18 protein-coding genes are annotated in these 17,897 nt (G+C 37.5%); 5 read left to right on the forward strand and 13 right to left on the reverse strand.

Annotated features, from left to right (window positions below; genetic code table 11):
• Positions 1 to 3 precede the first annotated feature (3 nt).
• From AC1DDK_RS02680 to AC1DDK_RS02700, 5 genes are all read right to left on the reverse strand, one after another.
• Positions 4 to 414 (reverse strand): cytochrome c maturation protein CcmE domain-containing protein, encoded by a 411-nt coding sequence (locus tag AC1DDK_RS02680; RefSeq protein ID WP_172660719.1) that lies wholly within the window; start codon positions 412 to 414, stop codon positions 4 to 6.
• Between the two features lie 124 nt (positions 415 to 538).
• The gene (msrA, locus tag AC1DDK_RS02685; RefSeq protein ID WP_337715647.1) at positions 539 to 1,198 is read right to left on the reverse strand and encodes a peptide-methionine (S)-S-oxide reductase MsrA; all 660 of its coding nucleotides are present in this window, start codon (positions 1,196 to 1,198) and stop codon (positions 539 to 541) included.
• 129 nt (positions 1,199 to 1,327) lie between these two features.
• Positions 1,328 to 2,749, reverse strand: coding sequence for a Glu/Leu/Phe/Val family dehydrogenase (locus AC1DDK_RS02690; RefSeq protein WP_048904281.1), 1,422 nt, complete (start codon positions 2,747 to 2,749; stop codon positions 1,328 to 1,330).
• 175 nt (positions 2,750 to 2,924) lie between these two features.
• Positions 2,925 to 3,584 (reverse strand): cytochrome c biogenesis protein CcsA, encoded by a 660-nt coding sequence (gene ccsA, locus AC1DDK_RS02695; RefSeq protein WP_172660722.1) that lies wholly within the window; start codon positions 3,582 to 3,584, stop codon positions 2,925 to 2,927.
• A gap of 52 nt (positions 3,585 to 3,636) precedes the next feature.
• Entirely contained in the window at positions 3,637 to 4,296 is a 660-nt protein-coding gene (locus AC1DDK_RS02700; protein WP_172660723.1) for a heme exporter protein CcmB, read from the reverse strand.
• A gap of 99 nt (positions 4,297 to 4,395) precedes the next feature.
• Here AC1DDK_RS02700 and AC1DDK_RS02705 point away from each other — a divergent pair, with 99 nt between their 5' ends.
• Entirely contained in the window at positions 4,396 to 4,911 is a 516-nt protein-coding gene (locus AC1DDK_RS02705; protein ID WP_172660724.1) for a DUF421 domain-containing protein, read from the forward strand.
• Positions 4,912 to 4,915: 4 nt separating this feature from the next.
• Here AC1DDK_RS02705 and AC1DDK_RS02710 read toward each other — a convergent pair whose 3' ends face one another.
• The 3 genes from AC1DDK_RS02710 to AC1DDK_RS02720 form a co-directional block, all read right to left on the reverse strand.
• On the reverse strand, positions 4,916 to 5,329 hold the full coding sequence (locus tag AC1DDK_RS02710) for a hypothetical protein (RefSeq protein ID WP_172660725.1): 414 nt from the start codon (positions 5,327 to 5,329) through the stop codon (positions 4,916 to 4,918).
• A 5-nt stretch (positions 5,330 to 5,334) separates the two neighbouring features.
• Positions 5,335 to 5,670, reverse strand: coding sequence for a gliding motility protein GldC (gene gldC, locus AC1DDK_RS02715; protein WP_048904276.1), 336 nt, complete (start codon positions 5,668 to 5,670; stop codon positions 5,335 to 5,337).
• 287 nt (positions 5,671 to 5,957) lie between these two features.
• Positions 5,958 to 7,280, reverse strand: coding sequence for a DEAD/DEAH box helicase (locus tag AC1DDK_RS02720; RefSeq protein WP_337715648.1), 1,323 nt, complete (start codon positions 7,278 to 7,280; stop codon positions 5,958 to 5,960).
• A 169-nt stretch (positions 7,281 to 7,449) separates the two neighbouring features.
• Between AC1DDK_RS02720 and AC1DDK_RS02725 the strand changes: the two genes are divergently transcribed.
• The 4 genes from AC1DDK_RS02725 to dnaK all read left to right on the forward strand — a co-directional run bounded on the left by AC1DDK_RS02725 (position 7,450) and on the right by dnaK (position 12,324).
• The gene (locus tag AC1DDK_RS02725; protein WP_172660727.1) at positions 7,450 to 8,784 is read left to right on the forward strand and encodes a dihydroorotase; all 1,335 of its coding nucleotides are present in this window, start codon (positions 7,450 to 7,452) and stop codon (positions 8,782 to 8,784) included.
• Positions 8,784 to 9,857 carry a DUF3810 domain-containing protein gene (locus tag AC1DDK_RS02730; protein ID WP_477633812.1) on the forward strand — a complete coding sequence of 358 codons (1,074 nt, stop codon included), beginning with the start codon at positions 8,784 to 8,786 and terminating at the stop codon, positions 9,855 to 9,857. The genes AC1DDK_RS02725 and AC1DDK_RS02730 overlap by 1 nt, the downstream gene beginning before the upstream one ends.
• Before the next feature lie 184 nt (positions 9,858 to 10,041).
• On the forward strand, positions 10,042 to 10,371 hold the full coding sequence (locus tag AC1DDK_RS02735; RefSeq protein ID WP_337715650.1) for a DUF4143 domain-containing protein: 330 nt from the start codon (positions 10,042 to 10,044) through the stop codon (positions 10,369 to 10,371).
• A 93-nt stretch (positions 10,372 to 10,464) separates the two neighbouring features.
• Complete coding sequence (gene dnaK, locus AC1DDK_RS02740; RefSeq protein WP_288880582.1) at positions 10,465 to 12,324, forward strand: molecular chaperone DnaK; 1,860 nt, start codon at positions 10,465 to 10,467, stop codon at positions 12,322 to 12,324.
• A 506-nt stretch (positions 12,325 to 12,830) separates the two neighbouring features.
• Here the strand turns inward: dnaK and AC1DDK_RS02745 are convergent.
• The 5 genes from AC1DDK_RS02745 to gldF form a co-directional block, all read right to left on the reverse strand.
• Positions 12,831 to 13,487: a DedA family protein gene (locus AC1DDK_RS02745; protein ID WP_477633813.1), complete on the reverse strand. Its 657-nt coding sequence runs from the start codon at positions 13,485 to 13,487 to the stop codon at positions 12,831 to 12,833.
• Between the two features lie 81 nt (positions 13,488 to 13,568).
• A complete protein-coding gene (locus AC1DDK_RS02750) occupies positions 13,569 to 14,252 on the reverse strand; it encodes a DUF4397 domain-containing protein (protein WP_172660731.1) in 684 nt (227 codons plus the stop codon).
• A gap of 76 nt (positions 14,253 to 14,328) precedes the next feature.
• Positions 14,329 to 15,453, reverse strand: coding sequence for a DNA polymerase III subunit beta (gene dnaN / locus AC1DDK_RS02755; RefSeq protein WP_048904267.1), 1,125 nt, complete (start codon positions 15,451 to 15,453; stop codon positions 14,329 to 14,331).
• 34 nt (positions 15,454 to 15,487) lie between these two features.
• Positions 15,488 to 17,170, reverse strand: coding sequence for a gliding motility-associated ABC transporter substrate-binding protein GldG (gene gldG, locus AC1DDK_RS02760; RefSeq protein ID WP_477633814.1), 1,683 nt, complete (start codon positions 17,168 to 17,170; stop codon positions 15,488 to 15,490).
• Positions 17,164 to 17,892 (reverse strand): gliding motility-associated ABC transporter permease subunit GldF, encoded by a 729-nt coding sequence (gldF, locus tag AC1DDK_RS02765; RefSeq protein WP_477633815.1) that lies wholly within the window; start codon positions 17,890 to 17,892, stop codon positions 17,164 to 17,166. The genes gldG and gldF overlap by 7 nt, the downstream gene beginning before the upstream one ends.
• Between the last annotated feature and the right edge of the window lie 5 nt (positions 17,893 to 17,897).

Genomic DNA, 17,897 nt, shown 5'->3' on the forward strand with positions numbered 1-17,897 from the left:
AGATTAGTTGTATTTTTCCACTTTACCGTCCTTCTTGACTTCTACAAGATCATTATTATATTTAGATGGACATTTCATGAGTATTTTAGAAGCGTAGAAGGTATCATCTTTCATCTTGCCGATTAATACCAGTTTTTCGGAGCGTTCAAAGTCTTGAGGTTTAGTGCCATTGTAAACAACTTTATTCACAATGCCTTTTTGATCCTTCATGTAAAAAGCAAAGTGGTTAGCATCTTTCTGAGCGTCGTAATATGTACCCTTTTCTTTTTCCCAGTATCCCATTACGTGAAATTCCTTAGGATCTTTTGCAGCTTCAGTAAATGTAGAATAGCTATTTGTATCAGCGTTTAGACTAACTAAAAAACCTACACATATCGCTATAGTAATTAAACCAACAATTGCACTTTTTCTCATGGTCGTAATAAAAATAAATTGAACCCTACAAAGATAAAAAATATAAGTACCTAAAGTCTTTTAGCTACATCCAATTCGGGATGATGACAGTTTATTGATAGTTCTCTGACAAAAAGCTCATTTTTTAGTCTTTATATTCAGATTTTATGAGGTAAGGCATAGTTTTTCTGAGTTTTAGCACTTTTGGGCGAGAAACATTTCTAATGTATGGATCCCAGCTATGTCTTCTATAATAATCCTGATGTTCGGTTTCGGCTGGATAAATGACTTTAAATGGAATCACTTCAGTTACCACCGGCCTGTTGTAACCATTTATAGAATCAATTCTACTAATTAGGTTGTGAATTATTATTTTCTCTGAAGGCGACCGATAAAAAGCGATCGAACGATAATCAGGGCCCAGATCAGGCCCTTGTCCATCCTCCTGGGTAGGATCGTGTGCATTGAAAAATGCTTCGGTTAGTCTTTCAAAGCTTATTACGTTGGGATCATAATAAACCTGTACCGCTTCCGCATATCCGGTAGTTTTAGACAATACCTCATTATAACCCGGATTTGGTTTAGTACCGCCCGAATAGCCACTTATAACCTTACTCACTCCCTTTAACTCCAGCATACATTCCTGCATTGCCCAGAAACAGCCACCAGCATAGGTTGCCACAGCTTCTCCCCTTTTTGCTGCTGTTATTACTGCAAATCCATTTTTAGTTTCCAGTTTTTGCGCCTCATTACAAGCGCAAGATAAAGTAGTCAGAAGTATCCAAAATATTAGCTTAACTTTCATAATCAGGCTTTATGTAATATACGCTGATAAACGCATTTTAATTTTAACATCTGTTTAATTAGCAAACTGATGACAAAAAAAATCCGCATCACTATGTGTGATGCGGATTAAAATAGCTGTCTTTAAAACCTACGGCCAGATACCAAGGTTCATATAAGAAACTGCGATCTTATCAATTGAACCCACAAAAGCAGCGGTCCTTAATGTTTGAACACCAGGTTTGGTAATTAAATTCTCTCTGATCTCATGGTAGGAATGAATCATTGTGTCCTCTAATCCTGAATTTACAAGCTCCATCTCAGAAGCTCCCTTAACAATCATTAAACGATTTTCAGCTGGGATCTTTTTACCAGTAAGATTTTCTAGGGTATTGATTAAGTTGGCATTAGAATTCTCTGCATAACGGTTTTCCATGCGTCCAAATGCTACGTGCGAGAGGTTTTTTAACCATTCAAAATAAGAAACAGTAACACCACCTGCATTACAATACATATCAGGTATGATGATCCCTCCCATTTCGGTAAATATTTCTTCAGCCTCAGGCGTAGTTGGCCCATTTGCACCTTCAGCAATAATTTTTGCTTTTATATTGCGAATGTTGTTTACAGTAATTTGGTTTTCTAAAGCGGCCGGAACTAAAATATCGCATGGTTGCTCTAATCCTTCCATTGAATTTTTGAAATCAGTAGCTCCAGGGAATCCCAATATCGATCCTGTATTTTTACGATGAGCAAAAACTTCATCAATATTTAATCCATTTTCGTTGTAAATTGCCCCCTCATACTCGCAAAGACCAACAATTGTTGCTCCGAACTCTGAAAGGAATTTAGCTGAATGATAACCCACGTTTCCTAAGCCCTGAACAATAACACGTTTATCGCCTAATCCTGCTTTAAATCCAATCTTTTGCATATCCTCGGCTACATTAACGCATTCCTTAACAGCGTAAGCAACACCACGTCCGGTAGCTTCTTTACGGCCGCGAATGCCATGTAAAGCAATTGGCTTTCCGGTAACACAACCTAAAGCATCAAGTTGCCCCGGATTCATAGTCATATATGTATCTGCAATCCAGCTCATTTCACGTTCACCAGATCCATAATCAGGAGCCGGGACATCAATACCAGGACCAATAAAATTTTTCTTTATCAACTCAGTTGTGTAGCGGCGTGTTATAGTTTCTAGCTCGGCCACAGAGTAGTTCTTAGGATTAATACAAATACCACCTTTTGCCCCGCCAAAAGGAACATTTACAATAGCACACTTGTAAGTCATTAGGGCTGCTAAAGCCATTACCTCATCTTCATTTACCATCTCACTGTAACGGATACCACCCTTTGTTGGGCTCATGTGATGAGAGTGTTCTACTCGCCATGCATCAATAACTTCAAATCCATTTCCTCTTCTAATTGGGAACTGGAAACGATACACACTGTTACAGGCTTTAATTTGATTTAATAGTCCCTCGGGATGGGAAGTGAACTGCGCTGCACTGTCAAAATTTTTACACACGTCGGCAAAAAATTTTGTCTCATTTGCTGAATTAGCCATTATTTGTTTTTTATGAATTTTGAATAAGTTCTCAGTTATGAGTACAAAATTGCACTAAAAAAAACGATTATTACAAATGCGGAATTACTTAGTGTCCATCTCCACATCATTAGATTGAGCAAATAATTGTACTGAACTTAATAGCAGCATTAAAGCAAATATGATCTTCTTCATCTTATGAATTTTGTTTGTTTTCTATTGTACGAATTCTAAATCTAATGGTATAAATCCAATACCCTATTATCGACCAGCCAATGAAAGCCGGGTATAAAACAGCGCGCATGCGGCTATCTAAATCGTAGCTGTTAAAGCCCGGATTACCACCGTTTCCGGGGTGTAAGGAGTCTGACAAACGAGGCAATACCATTATAAGCACCACCATCATCGGAAAGGCAAAAATATTGTAAATAGCCGATATCTTAGCCCTTTTTTGTTGCTCATCAATCGCATTTCTAAGTACCAGATAGGCAAAATATAAAAGTATGGCAACTGCTGTAAAATTCTGTTTCACATCAAAACTCCAGAACTGTCCCCAGGTAAATTTAGCCCAGACTGCGCCTGTAATTAGACCCAGTATACTAAAAATGATCCCCACATTTACACTCTCTATTGCTCTGATATCATCCGATTCCTTTCCGTATAATAAATATTTAACACTGTAGAATACCGAAATAGAGAACAATGTAAGCATCGCGAACCACATGGGTACATGGAAATACAGGTTACGAATTGTCTCATTTAATATGGCCAAATGGGGTACTCCGGATAGTAATCCTGCAATGGCGGTATACAAAACTAATACCGACCCTAAAATCTTCCACCAAATCTTGTTCATTATATAGGCTTAATTGTAACAAAGGTAATAACTGGGCAGGGGATTTTAAAGCTCAATCTCTCCATAAATAAGGGAATAGCAGTAATGTTACCGCCGCAACCAGTGCATTTATAATCAAAAGCAGGCCAATTTCATCTAAACTCACACTTCTGTCCAGGCCGTCAATTGCATTTTTTGTAAGCTTAATCAGTACAATTAACACAGGTATAATAACAGGAAAGCTAAGAATAGCCATTAGCATACCTCCGTTACCTGCTTTAGAGGCAATTGCTGAAATCATTGTAAAAATAGTTGAAAAGCTTAAACTACCCAATACCGTGGCTATGATGTAGAGTCCAAGATCCTGAGGCACATAATCGAAGACCATCACGTAAAAAAACAAGGCTATAAGGGTAAGAAGCATCATCAAAAGCACATTGTATACTGTTTTGGAAATGATGAGTGCAAGTGGACTTGCAATGGTATAAATGTATAATTGCTGCCCTTTGCTTTCGTGTAAAAAACCTTTTGAAACTGCATTTATGGAAGCAAAAAGCATGATAATCCAAAACAATGCATTCCAGGTAACTGGAGCTATGCTTACAAACGACAAAAAACAAACAAAAACAGTTGATACTACATACAGCAGAACGCCATTAAGTGCATATTTGGAGCGCCATTCCAGCAGTACTTCTTTCTTAATTAAATATTTTACCTGATGTAGTAATTGCATACTGTGGCAAAGATAATTTTTAATCGGTTATTTTCGATTCAAATAGGTGTTTTGTAAACTAAATATGAATAATATTGTATTAATAAACCTATCCTGATCATGAATCAATATCTTGACATCATTTTAAGAAGCCTGGCAGTTTATGCCTTTATGCTTGTTGCAATTCGCTTAACCGGCAAAAAGGAGCTTTCACAGCTCAACACTACTGATGTGGTATTGATTTTACTGATCAGTAACGCTGTTCAAAATGCTATGGTTGGTAACAACACAAGCTTATTGGGAGGATTAGTTGCTGCAGCCGTTTTGTTTGCTTTAAACTACGCTTTAAAAAAGCTCATGTTCAAAAACAAAAAGCTGAGAGACTTTATCTCTCAGCATCCTGAAATCCTTATCCACAATGGTAAATTCAATTTCGACAAACTCAGCAAGTTGGATATTACCAACGAGGAACTTGAAGAAGCCATGAGGGAGCACGGAATTGAAAAATATAAAGATGTAAAATTGGCTATTCTTGAGGTTGATGGTAACATCAGCATCATCAGCGGTGACGAACATCTAAAACAAACTCAGTTTAAAAGGAAAAGAAAACACAAATCGCTGGGCGATTTGAATTAACAATTTACTTTACCTCAACCCCTTCATTTACCAAAACAACTTTCGGTTTTCTTACAGTGATCAATATAAATGCACCGGCGGCAATAACATACCAACCCCATTTTAATTTTACCATACCTGCACCAAAGTTTATTAGTTTCTTAAAATGAAGAAAACCAAATGAATCATGTGCCTTAAAGTATATGCCAGCCAGGGTAATTAGAACTAAAACAATTCCTCCCCAACCGGCCAATTTTATCAGTCCGGCTTTATTTGCGAAGGCCCCTATCAATCCAATTACCACCAATACATAAAAAGCAATGGCTAACCTCTGGTCTATATCAAAATAATTCCAGCTGCCAATAATTGGAATACGCATAAGTGGGCACATCCCTCCTACGGCCATAAGTACTGAACCAATAATTCCCTGCAGTCTCATTTTATCTATCCTTGAGTATTGATCCCCATTTTATCAGCAAAATGCGCACAGTAATCACGCAAATCTTCTACTATAAGCGTTTCGCCTGTAGCTTTTAAAAAACTATCGCCCATAGTTTGCAACGTTTCGTAAAAAAAACGTTTCATCTCATCAACAGGCATGTCTTTAGTCCAAAGATCAATACGCATTGAGTTCTTATAGTTGTGATCCCACAATGCAAGCATCATAGACTTAACCGGAACTTGTTCCTGAGTTTGTGCATCTGTAGATTCCCAAAGAATATTATCAGGAACATTATTATCGTCTAATTGAACGGTGATTTTAATTTCTGCTTGCTTCATTAACTTATACTAGCTTTTATTATAAATATTAAAATGATGATGAAAATAATTAACACGCCTTCTACAACCCATAGTTTCTTTAGATTTAAAATAAACCTTCTGAAAATTTGATCTGATATGAAAGCAACAACTGCGGTTAAAAAGCTAAACCCAATAAGAATTCCTGTAATATCCACATATTTGGGATTTCCCTCATCTTTCTTATTTATCAGCAGCATTATGGCAATAACCAAACAGATGGCTGAAACAATATTAAGCGGGGTCAGTTTTACTTTCAATGTCTTTAACTATTTTTTGAATTTCTTCTTTTTCCATGCAGGCTGCTTATTTGTTTTATTTCTTGCAGCAGCTGCAATGGCGGCAGCATATTTTTTCTCATGGAATGCACCTTTAAAATCAGGATCTTCTTTACGCTTTTGATCGTCTATTGCACGATTTATGGCTTGCTTCTCCTCATAAGGGGTTTCTTCCACAAAAACCTCAGTCGGCAAAGGTACAACAGGAATTTCTTGTCTTATTAATTTTTGTATTTTCTCAATGTAATATTTTTCGGCTGGCGTACAAAAGGTAAGCGCATCTCCTTTTGAATATGCTCTTCCGGTACGGCCAATTCTATGCACATAATCTTCAATGATAATTGGAACATCAAAATTAATCACATGACTTACTTCCGAAACATCAATACCTCGTGATGCAACATCAGTTGCTACCAATACCCGGATATTACCTTCTTTAAAATTATTTATAGAATTAATCCTGGTATTCTGGCCTTTGTTCGCATGAATTACCCTAACAGCCTCTGCTCCAAACCTACGCTCAATGAAACTAAAAATGTTATCGGCTACCGTTTTGGTTTTACAGAAAATGATCAGTCGTTTAAACTCCTCATCATTTTTCATTAAGTGTTGCAGCAGGTTGATCTTGGTTTTAAAGTTAGGCACTTCGTACAAAGTTTGAGTAACCGTTGCAGCTGGCGTAGCTTGCTCAGCTACTTCAATTAAAGTTGGATGTTTTAAAAAGTCGCCCGCAATCTTTTGAACAAGATTACTCATAGTAGCCGAGAACAAAAGGTTCTGCCTTTTACGAGGTACAATCTCTAAAATCCTATGAATAGAGCCAATAAAGCCCATGTCCATCATTTTATCTGCCTCATCTAACACCAAAAACTTTATGTATTGGGTATTGATATGGCCGGCTAAATAAATATCTAAAAATCTTCCAGGTGTAGCTACAATAATATCAACACCGGCTTTAATCTGTTCAATCTGAGTTTTAGGTCCAAGTCCACCATAAACCACAACAGTACGCAGATCCGTGTATTTAGAGAAAATCTGGATATGCTCGGTAATTTGCATGGCCAACTCTCTTGTTGGGGCTAATATTAATGCACGTGCTGAGTCTCCCTGCGCATATTTCAACTGCATTAGAATGGGCAAAACATAAGCTGCAGTTTTACCTGTTCCGGTTTCGGCAATACCGAATATATCCTGACCCGATAATACAGGGGCTATTGCTTTTTCTTGTATAGGAGTAGCAACAGTAAAGCCTGCATCAGCTACAGCATTTAAAATCTGTCGATTTAGGTTAAACTCTTCGAAATTCTTGGCCATTCGGCAAAAGTAGTCAAAATTTATTTCCTAGCCCTTGTATTTAACCTCCACGTCATCCTGAATTTATTTCAGGGCCTCCAAAGAGAAAGGAGGCATTGCAGGTGCAGGGCCCTGAAATAAATTCAGGATGACGTAAGCTGAAAAGAATATTTTATTTAAGTTTGACACCATGAATACCATACTTATAAAAGCTGCTTCAATTGTAAATGAAGGCCAAATAGTAGTCGCCGACGTACTCATCAAGGCTGGGTTTATTGAAAAAATTGCACCAAACATTGATGAGCCTGCAGATCAGGAAATCAATGCGGAAGGATTACATCTTTTCCCTGGAATGATTGATGACCAGGTACATTTCAGAGAGCCTGGACTTACAGACAAGGCTGATATCTTTTCTGAAAGTATGGCAGCAGTTGCAGGTGGCATTACCTCTTTTATGGAAATGCCCAATACAATACCTAATACACTAACGCAGGAATTACTTGCAGATAAGTATCAGATTGCGGCTGAAATGTCTCTTGCCAACTACTCTTTCTTTATGGGTGCATCAAATACCAATATTGAAGAAGTACTAAAAACAGACCCTAAAAACGTTTGTGGAATTAAAGTTTTCATGGGTTCATCAACAGGAAATATGTTGGTTGATAATGAAAAAGTTTTAGAAAACATCTTCAAAGAAGCACCCATGCTGGTAGCAACTCATTGCGAAGATGAGCAAACCATAAGAGCCAACATGGCCATATATAAAGAAAAATATGGCGAGAACATAACCATTGATATGCACCCACTTATCAGAAGTGCAGAAGCTTGTTATATTTCTTCATCAATGGCTATAGAGCTTGCTAAAAAACACGGAACCCGCTTACACATATTACACATATCCACTGCTAAGGAAGTTGCATTGTTCGACAATATAACTCCTTTAAAAGATAAAAAGATCACAGCAGAGGCCTGCGTTCATCACCTTTGGTTTGACGACAGGGACTATGCTACCAAAGGAAACTGGATAAAATGGAACCCCGCCGTAAAAACCGCAGAAGATAAGGATGCCATTTTAAAAGGAGTACTAGACAACCATTTAGATATTATAGCTACAGATCATGCTCCGCATACCATAGCAGAAAAGGAACAGCCTTACCTGAAGGCCCCTTCTGGTGGGCCATTGGTACAGCATGCATTGCCTGCTTTATTTGAAATGTATCATCAAAAGAAGATCACTTTAGAAAAGATTGCCGAAAAAACTGCACATAATGTGGCTATTTGTTTCAATATCGACAGAAGAGGATTTATTAGAGAAGGGTATTGGGCAGATCTGGTATTGGTAAACCTGAATGATCCGTTTAAAGTGACCCGGCAAAATGTGCTTTATAAATGTGGATGGTCTCCTTTTGAGGGTCAAACATTCCAGGCCGAAGTAACACACACCTTTGTATCGGGCAATCTTGCCTATCAGAAAGGACGATTTACAACAAGAGAAAACGGGAAAAGATTAACCTTTAACAGGTAATGAATGCAGCTTATAAACCTGAAATACGGAAATTTGTTATCCTCTTATCACTTTCAGTAATTGTATTTTTAGCCGGCTTTTTCAGCCGGTTCATTGAAAACATTTATTCAGAGGGACTTTATCAGGTCAGTTCTGTTATCCAGCGTTTTATAAGCTCATTAGTTCCTTTTGCCCTTGGAGACTTTCTTTATCTGCTGCTCATACTTTTTGTAATCAGAAGCTTATTTCTATTCTATAAAAAGATAACCCATAAATCATTAAAAAAAGCTGATCGGGTAAAGGTGCCCTTACAGGTAATTAACTTTATTCTTATTCTTTATTTAATTTTTAAAATTCTTTGGGGTTTAAACTATTCACGTCCTTCAGTTTCAAAACAGCTGGGCATCAACAATGAAAAATACAACACACCTGAGCTGGTTTTACTGGGTAAATTTTTCATCAGTAAACTAAACCATCTCCAAAAAGTAAAGAAAACAAGATACAACATTAAGGAATTAGCGATTAGAGCTAAAGCTGGTTATGACTTGATGGAACAAAGAAATTCCATTTTCAAATACCGCAGCCCTGCGGTAAAACCGGTATTAAATAGTTGGATAGTTACTAAAATTGGCATCGAAGGATATTACAATCCAATCTCGGGAGAAGCAAATGTAAATATGAGATTACCGGCCATAGCCCTACCCTTTGTTACCTGTCACGAAATAGCCCATCAGCTAGGCATTGGTCGCGAAGATGAGGCAAACCTTATTGGTTATCTTGTAGCCGCAAATAGTGCTGATCCTAATTTTCAGTATTCCGCATCCTATGCCATGTTAAAAAGCATACTGTTCGAGATCAGGATCAAGTCTCAGAAAGATTATGATGCTTTGTATACTACCATTAATCCTGGTACAATACAAGACTTTAAAAACGACCGTGATTTTTGGCGCAAGTATAACAGTGAGATGTTTGGATACATGGATGTTGCTTTCGACAGATTTCTAAAACTAAACAATCAGGATAAGGGAACAGACAGTTATCAGGATATTGTACTTTKGCTTTATAATATTCATAAAAAGGAGCTTGACCTTTAAAAATCAKCCGTTCAATTAAAATATTTCTTTAGAAATTACGAATTACTCAATGTATTGAGTAATTCGTAAATCATGTTCCAAAGACCTCATATTAAAGAACTTACATCTAGAATCTTAGAGACAAGAAAACACTTCCAAGTAGTAATTGGCCCACGTCAGGTAGGAAAAACCACATTAGTTAATCATGCGCAATGAGCTTTTCGATGAAGTTAGGCAAGAACCAAAAGAATGGGGTAGAATGGCAGAATCTGCCATAGGAGCTCATTTGGTTAATTCAGCGCTTACCGAAGGCTTTAAGGTATATTATTGGCGCGAGCGCAACAATGAGGTAGATTTTGTATTGGAGCGTCGGGGAAAAGTCATAGGGCTCGAAGTAAAAAGTGGCCAAGATTTAAGTATATCCGGTTTAAATGAATTCCAAAAACAATTCAAACCTGAGAAGATATTACTCATCGGAAAAAGCGGACTGAGCACAGAAGAGTTTTTGAAGCTTAATCCCGTTACTTTATTTTAAACCTCGTAATAGAACAAATTAATTCCCAGGATCTGAAAAACATTACAACCTTAAAACAAAAAAACAGCTAAACATTCCTAAATTTGCCGAACTATGGCAAAAATATCCATCAACCTGGCAACAGGCTCATTCCAGCAAGAAGAAATCATCGTTGGGATTGATTTAGGGACAACAAATAGTTTGGTTGCCTTTATCGATCCGGACAAAAACCCCAAAGTGATAAACGACACTGGTAAAGGCTTATTGGTTCCTTCTATTGTACATTTCAATGGGCAAGGTGATGCTTTGGTTGGAAATGAAGCCAAAGAATTTTTAATTACCGATCCTTCAAACACCATATTTTCTGTTAAGCGCCTACTGGGAAGGTCATACAAAGATGTAGCCAGTCATCAGGATACCTTCTCTTATAAAATAATTGATGATGAGAACGATTCCCTGGTCAAAATTAAAGCCGGCGATAAGTTCTATACACCAATTGAATTATCAGCTGAAATACTAAAAGAGCTTAAAGCCAGAGCAGAGCACGCACTTAAAACCCCTGTGAACAGAGCAGTAATAACTGTTCCCGCTTATTTCAACGACAGTCAGCGACAAGCAACCCGTGATGCAGGAAAACTAGCCGGGCTTGATGTTTTAAGGATTGTAAACGAGCCTACAGCTGCTAGTTTGGCCTATGGACTGGGCCTGGATCCTACTCAACAAAAGACAATAGCCGTTTATGATCTTGGTGGAGGCACTTTTGATGTATCTGTACTTTCAATTCAAAACGGGATATTTGAAGTATTATCAACTAATGGCAATACTTTTTTAGGCGGAGATGATTTTGATCGCGCCATCGTTCATTATTGGATAGACAAAAACAAACTAAACAAACAAGACCTTGCTGCAGATTCAGGTTTAATGCAAGCTTTAAGGTTAAAAGCCGAAGAAGCAAAAAAAGCTTTAACCACTCAAAATTTATTTAATGAGAGGCTTGGCGAAATCTGGTGCTCAATAGATAAACAAACTTTTGAACAACTAATTGCTCCCAAAGTTCAGGAAACCATAAACTCTTGTAAACAGGCCTTAACTGATGCTAAATTAGACATTAAAAATATTGATGAGGTGGTTTTAGTTGGCGGGTCTACACGTACCCCTTATGTTAAAAAACAAGTTGCAGATTTCTTTGGCCGCACTCCTCACGATCAGATTAACCCTGATGAGGTAGTTGCTTTAGGAGCAGCCATACAAGCAGATATCCTTGCTGGAAACAGGTCAGATATCCTTTTATTAGACGTGACCCCTTTATCACTAGGAATTGAAACTATGGGTGGCTTAATGGATGTCATTATTCCAAGAAATGCAAAAGTTCCCACCAAGGCTGGCAGGCAATACACTACCTCAGTGGATGGACAAGTAAACATGAAAATATCTGTATTCCAGGGCGAACGCGATCTGGTTCAGGAAAACAGAAAATTAGCAGAATTTGATCTTAAGGGAATCCCATCTATGCCGGCTGGGCTACCAAAAGTAGATATCAACTTCCTTTTAAACGCCGATGGGATTTTAACTGTCCAGGCTGTTGAACTACGCTCTGGTGTAAAACAGGAAATAGACATTACTCCTAGTTACGGTTTAACCGATGAAACTGTCGAAAAAATGCTGATCGATAGCATTACTCATGCAAAAAGTGATGTAGAACAAAGGATGCTGATTGAAGCCAGAAGTGAAGGCGAACAATTAGTTTACACGGCCGAACGCTTTATCGAAAAACATGGAACTTTCCTTACCGCAGATGAAATCGAAAACACCAACATCCATATCCTGGCACTCAAGGAAGCACTTGCTAAAGCAGAGAAAGATGAAATCCTTAAGAAAGCCGACGAACTAAATGAATTTACACGCCCATTTGCCGAAAGGGTTATGGATGTAGCTGTTTCTTCGGCAATGAAGGGGAAAAGCATCGATAAATAACCACATTAAAGGTTTCTTCATATAGTTTTACGGAAATGAAATATCCTTTTATTTCCGTAATGCTTGTTACAACAATTATTCTGTTTAGCGCCAGGGGCTTCTTTGCTCACATGAGAATTAACTACCTGGCAGTTTTCACGCTTCCTTCCGGCATTAATAGATTCTTCAAAGCGACATAAAACGTTGTGCTGACCATGTGGATGACCACAGACAAACGTCGATATACAGATACTGTAGCGCACCTTGGTACTACCTTGACGTTGATTATATGAACCACCTAGGTCGCTGCTGAGAAGCTAATTTGAACAAATATTTCCCGGGCATAGAAAGTGTAGCTTTTCTGAAAGAAACAATCAAGTGCATAAGCAATACTCCATAGAATAATACCAAAGCATCTCATACTTCGATGAACAGTGTGGTAGACAGGCAGACGAAATCAGCGATATTAACCATAGGATCATCCTGGTACCCAGCATGGGTTGATGCGGGTTACCCCTGCTGCTAATCTACTCTTTTACCTCTTTCTTTTTAAACTTAGATCTTAAAGCTGCAAATATTGCGGGGAAAAAAGTAACAACAGCAATCACTACAATTACTATGTCAAAGTTCTTTTTAACCACAGGAATCTGCCCCAATAAGTATCCCGCCATAAGTAAACTTGTTATCCAGGCAACCCCTCCAATAACATTAAAAAGAGTAAATCTTCCAAACGGCATCTTCGCAACACCCGCAACGAATGGAGCTATTGTTCTGAAGATAGGTAAGAAGCGACTAAAAATAATGGCTTTACCACCATGCTTTTCAAAAAACATGTGCKATTGATTATAATATTCGAGTTTTAGTATTCTGTTGTTCTCTTTAAACACCCGAACACCAAAATAACTACCTAATTTATAATTTAATGAATTACCTAATATAGCCGCCACAATTAAGAGGATCAGCATCACCCAAATACTTAAACCTGTATTTTCTCCGGCAATTAAAGTTCCCATGGCGAACAACAAAGAATCGCCAGGTAAAAAGGGAGTAACTACAAAACCTGTCTCGGCAAAAATGATTAAAAAAAGAATGGCATATGTCCAATTCTGATAATCTCTGATGATCTCCTCCAAATGCTTATCAATATGAAGAAGAAAGTCTATTAAAAAAGTGAAAAATTCCAAGTTTTATAAATTAAGCCCAAAAATAAAAATATCATGCTTATTACCATGATATTTTTAAACTTAGAAATGTCATTTAATTAATTAGTGTGCTATAACGTGTCCTGTTAATTCCGTTGCTGTAACCCCATCAACCCAAATGGTATAATTTTTATTGGCTTGCAAATTCGCATCAAGTTCAGCCGAAACTGGTGAATCTACTATATCCGCAACAAACTTAAATTTAGTACCCGGGTCAAGATCGATATAAGACGATGCACTTTTAAAAGGTATTTTTTCTGAGATCTTGGTAGTTCCAGATAAAACCGAAATCGTATTAGCTAATAAGTAATTCAAATTAATGAACCTCACTTTAGCTTTACCCGCAACTGCCGAAGGTTTCATATCATCATTGATGATTGTTGCCATGTGCAATTCCTTCTGGGTGGTCTGACTCTTTGATTCGGTATAATAGAAAACGGTTGCGTTAATTCCTATTGGAACACCTACAACCGGTGTAGCAGCATTAGCTGTATCTGAACTTATATTACCAAAGGCAAACTGACTATTTCCTGAAGTAACAGTAATATAGCCACTGGATGCACCATACGGAATAGGAATAGAATTTTTCTTGCTTCCATTTAAATAAAATTCCTGCGGACTCGACCCTCTCACTGCGTTAACAGCATTAACATATGCGTCTCCAACAGGCTCTGGTTTGGGTTCTTTAAAACAAGAGCTCAGGAGTATAACACCCAGAGTTAAGCATAAAAAGAATGATTTTTTCATAGTAGTATTATTAAAATTACACTAAACAACGATGACCTGGTCAAAAACCAAGCCATCCAAAATATTTAAATGAGTATTAATTATAATTATTCAACATTACTGGCATAACCAACATTAAAACATCTTCATTTTCATCATTAGTCTGAGGAATTAACAATCCAGCGCGATTTGGCGTAGAAAGCTCCAAGGTAACTTCCTCTCCACTCAAATTGCTTAACATCTCAATTAAGAAACGTGCATTAAATCCTATTTCCAGATCTTCACCTTCGTACTGGCAACTTAAACGCTCATGCGCTTCATTCGCAAAATCTAAATCCTCAGAAGAAATGTTTAATTCACTTCCATTGATTTTTAGTCTTACCTGGTGAGTGGTTTTATTAGCAAAAATAACTACCCTGCGTAGTGTATTCAAAAACAAAGCCCTGTCAATCACTAACTTATTCGGGTTATTAGCAGGTATTACCGCTTCATAATCCGGATAACGCTCATCAATCAAACGACAAACCAGGTTTATATTCTCAAATTTAAAGAAAGCGCTTGTTGCATTATAATCAACAGAAACATTCACATCAGTTGATGGTAATGCCGCTTTCAATAAAGTTAAAGCTTTTTTAGGAAGGATGAAAGAAGATGTTTTATCTGCTTTACTATCCATACGTCTGTATCTTACTAATTTATGTGCATCAGTTGCTACAAAAGTGATGTGTTCTTCAGATAATTGACAAAAAACACCAGTCATGGCCGGTCTTAACTCATCATTACTTACCGCAAAAATAGTTTTGGTAATGGCCTCGGTCAGTACAGACGCTGGTAAGTTTACAGATGAAGCATTTTCTACAACCGGTATTTTTGGAAAATCATCTCCATTTTCACCGCTCAGTTTATATTTACCGTCTCCTGCACTAATCTCAATAGAGAATGATGCATCGTCAATATTAAAAGAAATAGGTTGATCTGGTAAAGTCTTTAAGGTATCTAACAGTATTCTTGCCGGCACAGCTACTTTACCGCCTTCTTTAGATTCAACAGCCAAAGAAGTGGTCATGCTGGTTTGTAAGTCCGTTGCAGATATCGTTAAATTTCCGTCTTTAATTTCAAATAAGAAATTTTCCAGTATAGGCAAAACAGTACTGCTGCTTGATGCACCATTTACTGTTTGCAAATGTTTTAATAACGTTGATGTGGATACAATAAATCTCATAGTATGATCTTGTCAGTTCTCAAAAATATAAAAATTACCTTGCATACTTATGTTTGCGGTAATAATGTTGAAAAATTGCGAACGATATTAACAATAGTAAAGGAAAAACGACATTAATAAGCTGCCATTGTAGCTTTTCGGTACGCAAACGCACCTTGTCCAACAACCTGATCTTAACTTCTTTATTGCGTAAAGAGATCAAATTATCATCATTAGATAAAAAGTCGGCAATATTTAATAACAATGCCTTATTTCCATAGTTTCTTTCTGTATATCTGTCAAAACCCAATGGAAAAACAGATCCGTCTCTGGCACTTATTTGATTTTTGAAGACATCTCCATCTCCAATCACTATCATTTTTGTGGCTTTACTCTCTGCAGGCACACTGTATTGTTCAGTAATTCCGGCAGGAGCCGACCTGTTTAGAAACACAGATTGAAATTTGCCCTCCAAGAGTACGCCAACAGTTCGCTGCACGCTGGCATACTCGCGCGGATCTGGCTGTTCCGCAACCATTTGCAGCGAAAGCATCTTTGGTGTATGATGCACCTTATTATAAGCTGAGCTTTGTAAAATCACCTTTTTATTAACTCCTTTTACTCCAATAGTATCAACAGTGCTAACAAATTCACTCCTTATTCCATCCATATTTTTTACGAGGCTATTAGCTGTATCAGGCATCAGTATTGGATAAAACACCCATGGTGCCATTTGAATCTGTCCCTGCTGTCCACCCATGCTTAAAGGAATTTCTGCACAGTTGGCATCAGCTATAAGATCATAGTTAATTCTTGCGCCATATATAAACAGCATATCATCAAGATTCAGCTTTTTGTTAAAAGCCAGTTGTTCTCCTGCCCCCCTTAAACTATCTAAGCTGGCGCTCACCTGATCTATACTCCAAACTACCCTGCCACCGTTCATTACAAAATAATTGATCTTGTATTTTTCGGCTTCTGTAAATTCCTTTTCGGGTTTTGCAATTATCAATAACTTTAATTTATCTAAACCCGCCTTATCAATTTGGTTAAGGTTTACCCTACCCACGTCATAACTATCCGACAAGCTTTTTATCGCATCATTCAACAGCAAATCAGAGAGCTCACCATTTCCTTCCGTAAAACCAATTCTTGGATGCTGTCCGCTCAATACCTTTTGAATGGCTGATGTAAATACATATTCCAGGTTTTGTATAGAATTATTGATATTTTCTTCATAGTTGCCTGAGGCATCCAGGTTTTGCAATAATTTTAAAGCCAGCTGATTTCCATTCCCTTCAACCATTGCCATTGGAAATATGGTTTTTTGAGCAAACCCGTTATCGTTCTTAATATTTAAGGTGGTAGGCTCTATTCCTACCTGATATAGGTGATTAATAACTGTGTCCTGCTCGGCTGCAGACAGCCCGGATATCGGATCAACAAATTCAACGTTAATATCAGTACCTGCATAGGCTTTGTAGTCAGTTAACAGATCTTTTGCAGCATTTCTCAAACGCTTAAAAGCCGCTGGTAAATMGCCCTCCAGAAAAATAGTAATTGTTATTGGTTTCTTAGCTTCTTTTAAAATCGTTTTAGATTTTGGTGTTAACGTAAAACGCTTCTCTTTTGTAAAGTCTATCCGGGTATAAACATACTGTGATACAACATTCAATAATATTAGCCCTGCCAAAAGACCAACTAATCCGGCACTCTTGCTGTTCTTCAACTTTACCATTTTCTCCCTCCTATTACCAGCTTGGTAATTCCTAAAAAGAAGAATACAAAACTTATAAAATAAACAAGATCACGAGTATCCAAAACTCCTCTGCTTATAGATTGATAGTGCTCATTTACACTTAATCCTAAAAAAATACTTTCCAGGTAACGCATCGAAAAAATTTTGCTCAATGCATCAAAACCGCTGTACGCTACAAAGCAGATAAATACTGCAACTGCAAAGGCAATAACCTGATTTTTAGTAATAGATGACGCAAATATGCCAATGCCAACAAAAGCACTTCCCAGTAGCAATAAACCCAGATAAGAACCAATTACCGCGCCAGTATCAATATTCCCGGCTGGCAAACCCAGCTTGTAAATAGAATAATAATAAATTATAGTAGGCACCAATGAAAACAACACCAGTACCAAACATGCAAAATACTTCGCCAGAATAATTTGCCAATCTGTTAATGGCCTTGATGCCAGTAAAATATAAGTACCTTCTCTCCTCTCTTCAGCAAACGAACGCATGGTTATTGCAGGGATCAGAAACATGAATAGGAATGGCACCAAACTAAAGAACCCGGTGAGTTCAGCATATCCATACTCCAATATCGAGGTATCAGGAAAGAACCAAAGCAGCAAACCTGAGGTTAGTAAAAACACACCAATGGTAATATAAGCCATTAATGAATTTAACAAAMTGAATAATTCCCTTTTAAAAACTGCGTACATTCATT

It is taken from the genome of Pedobacter sp. 05T44 (assembly GCF_056395985.1).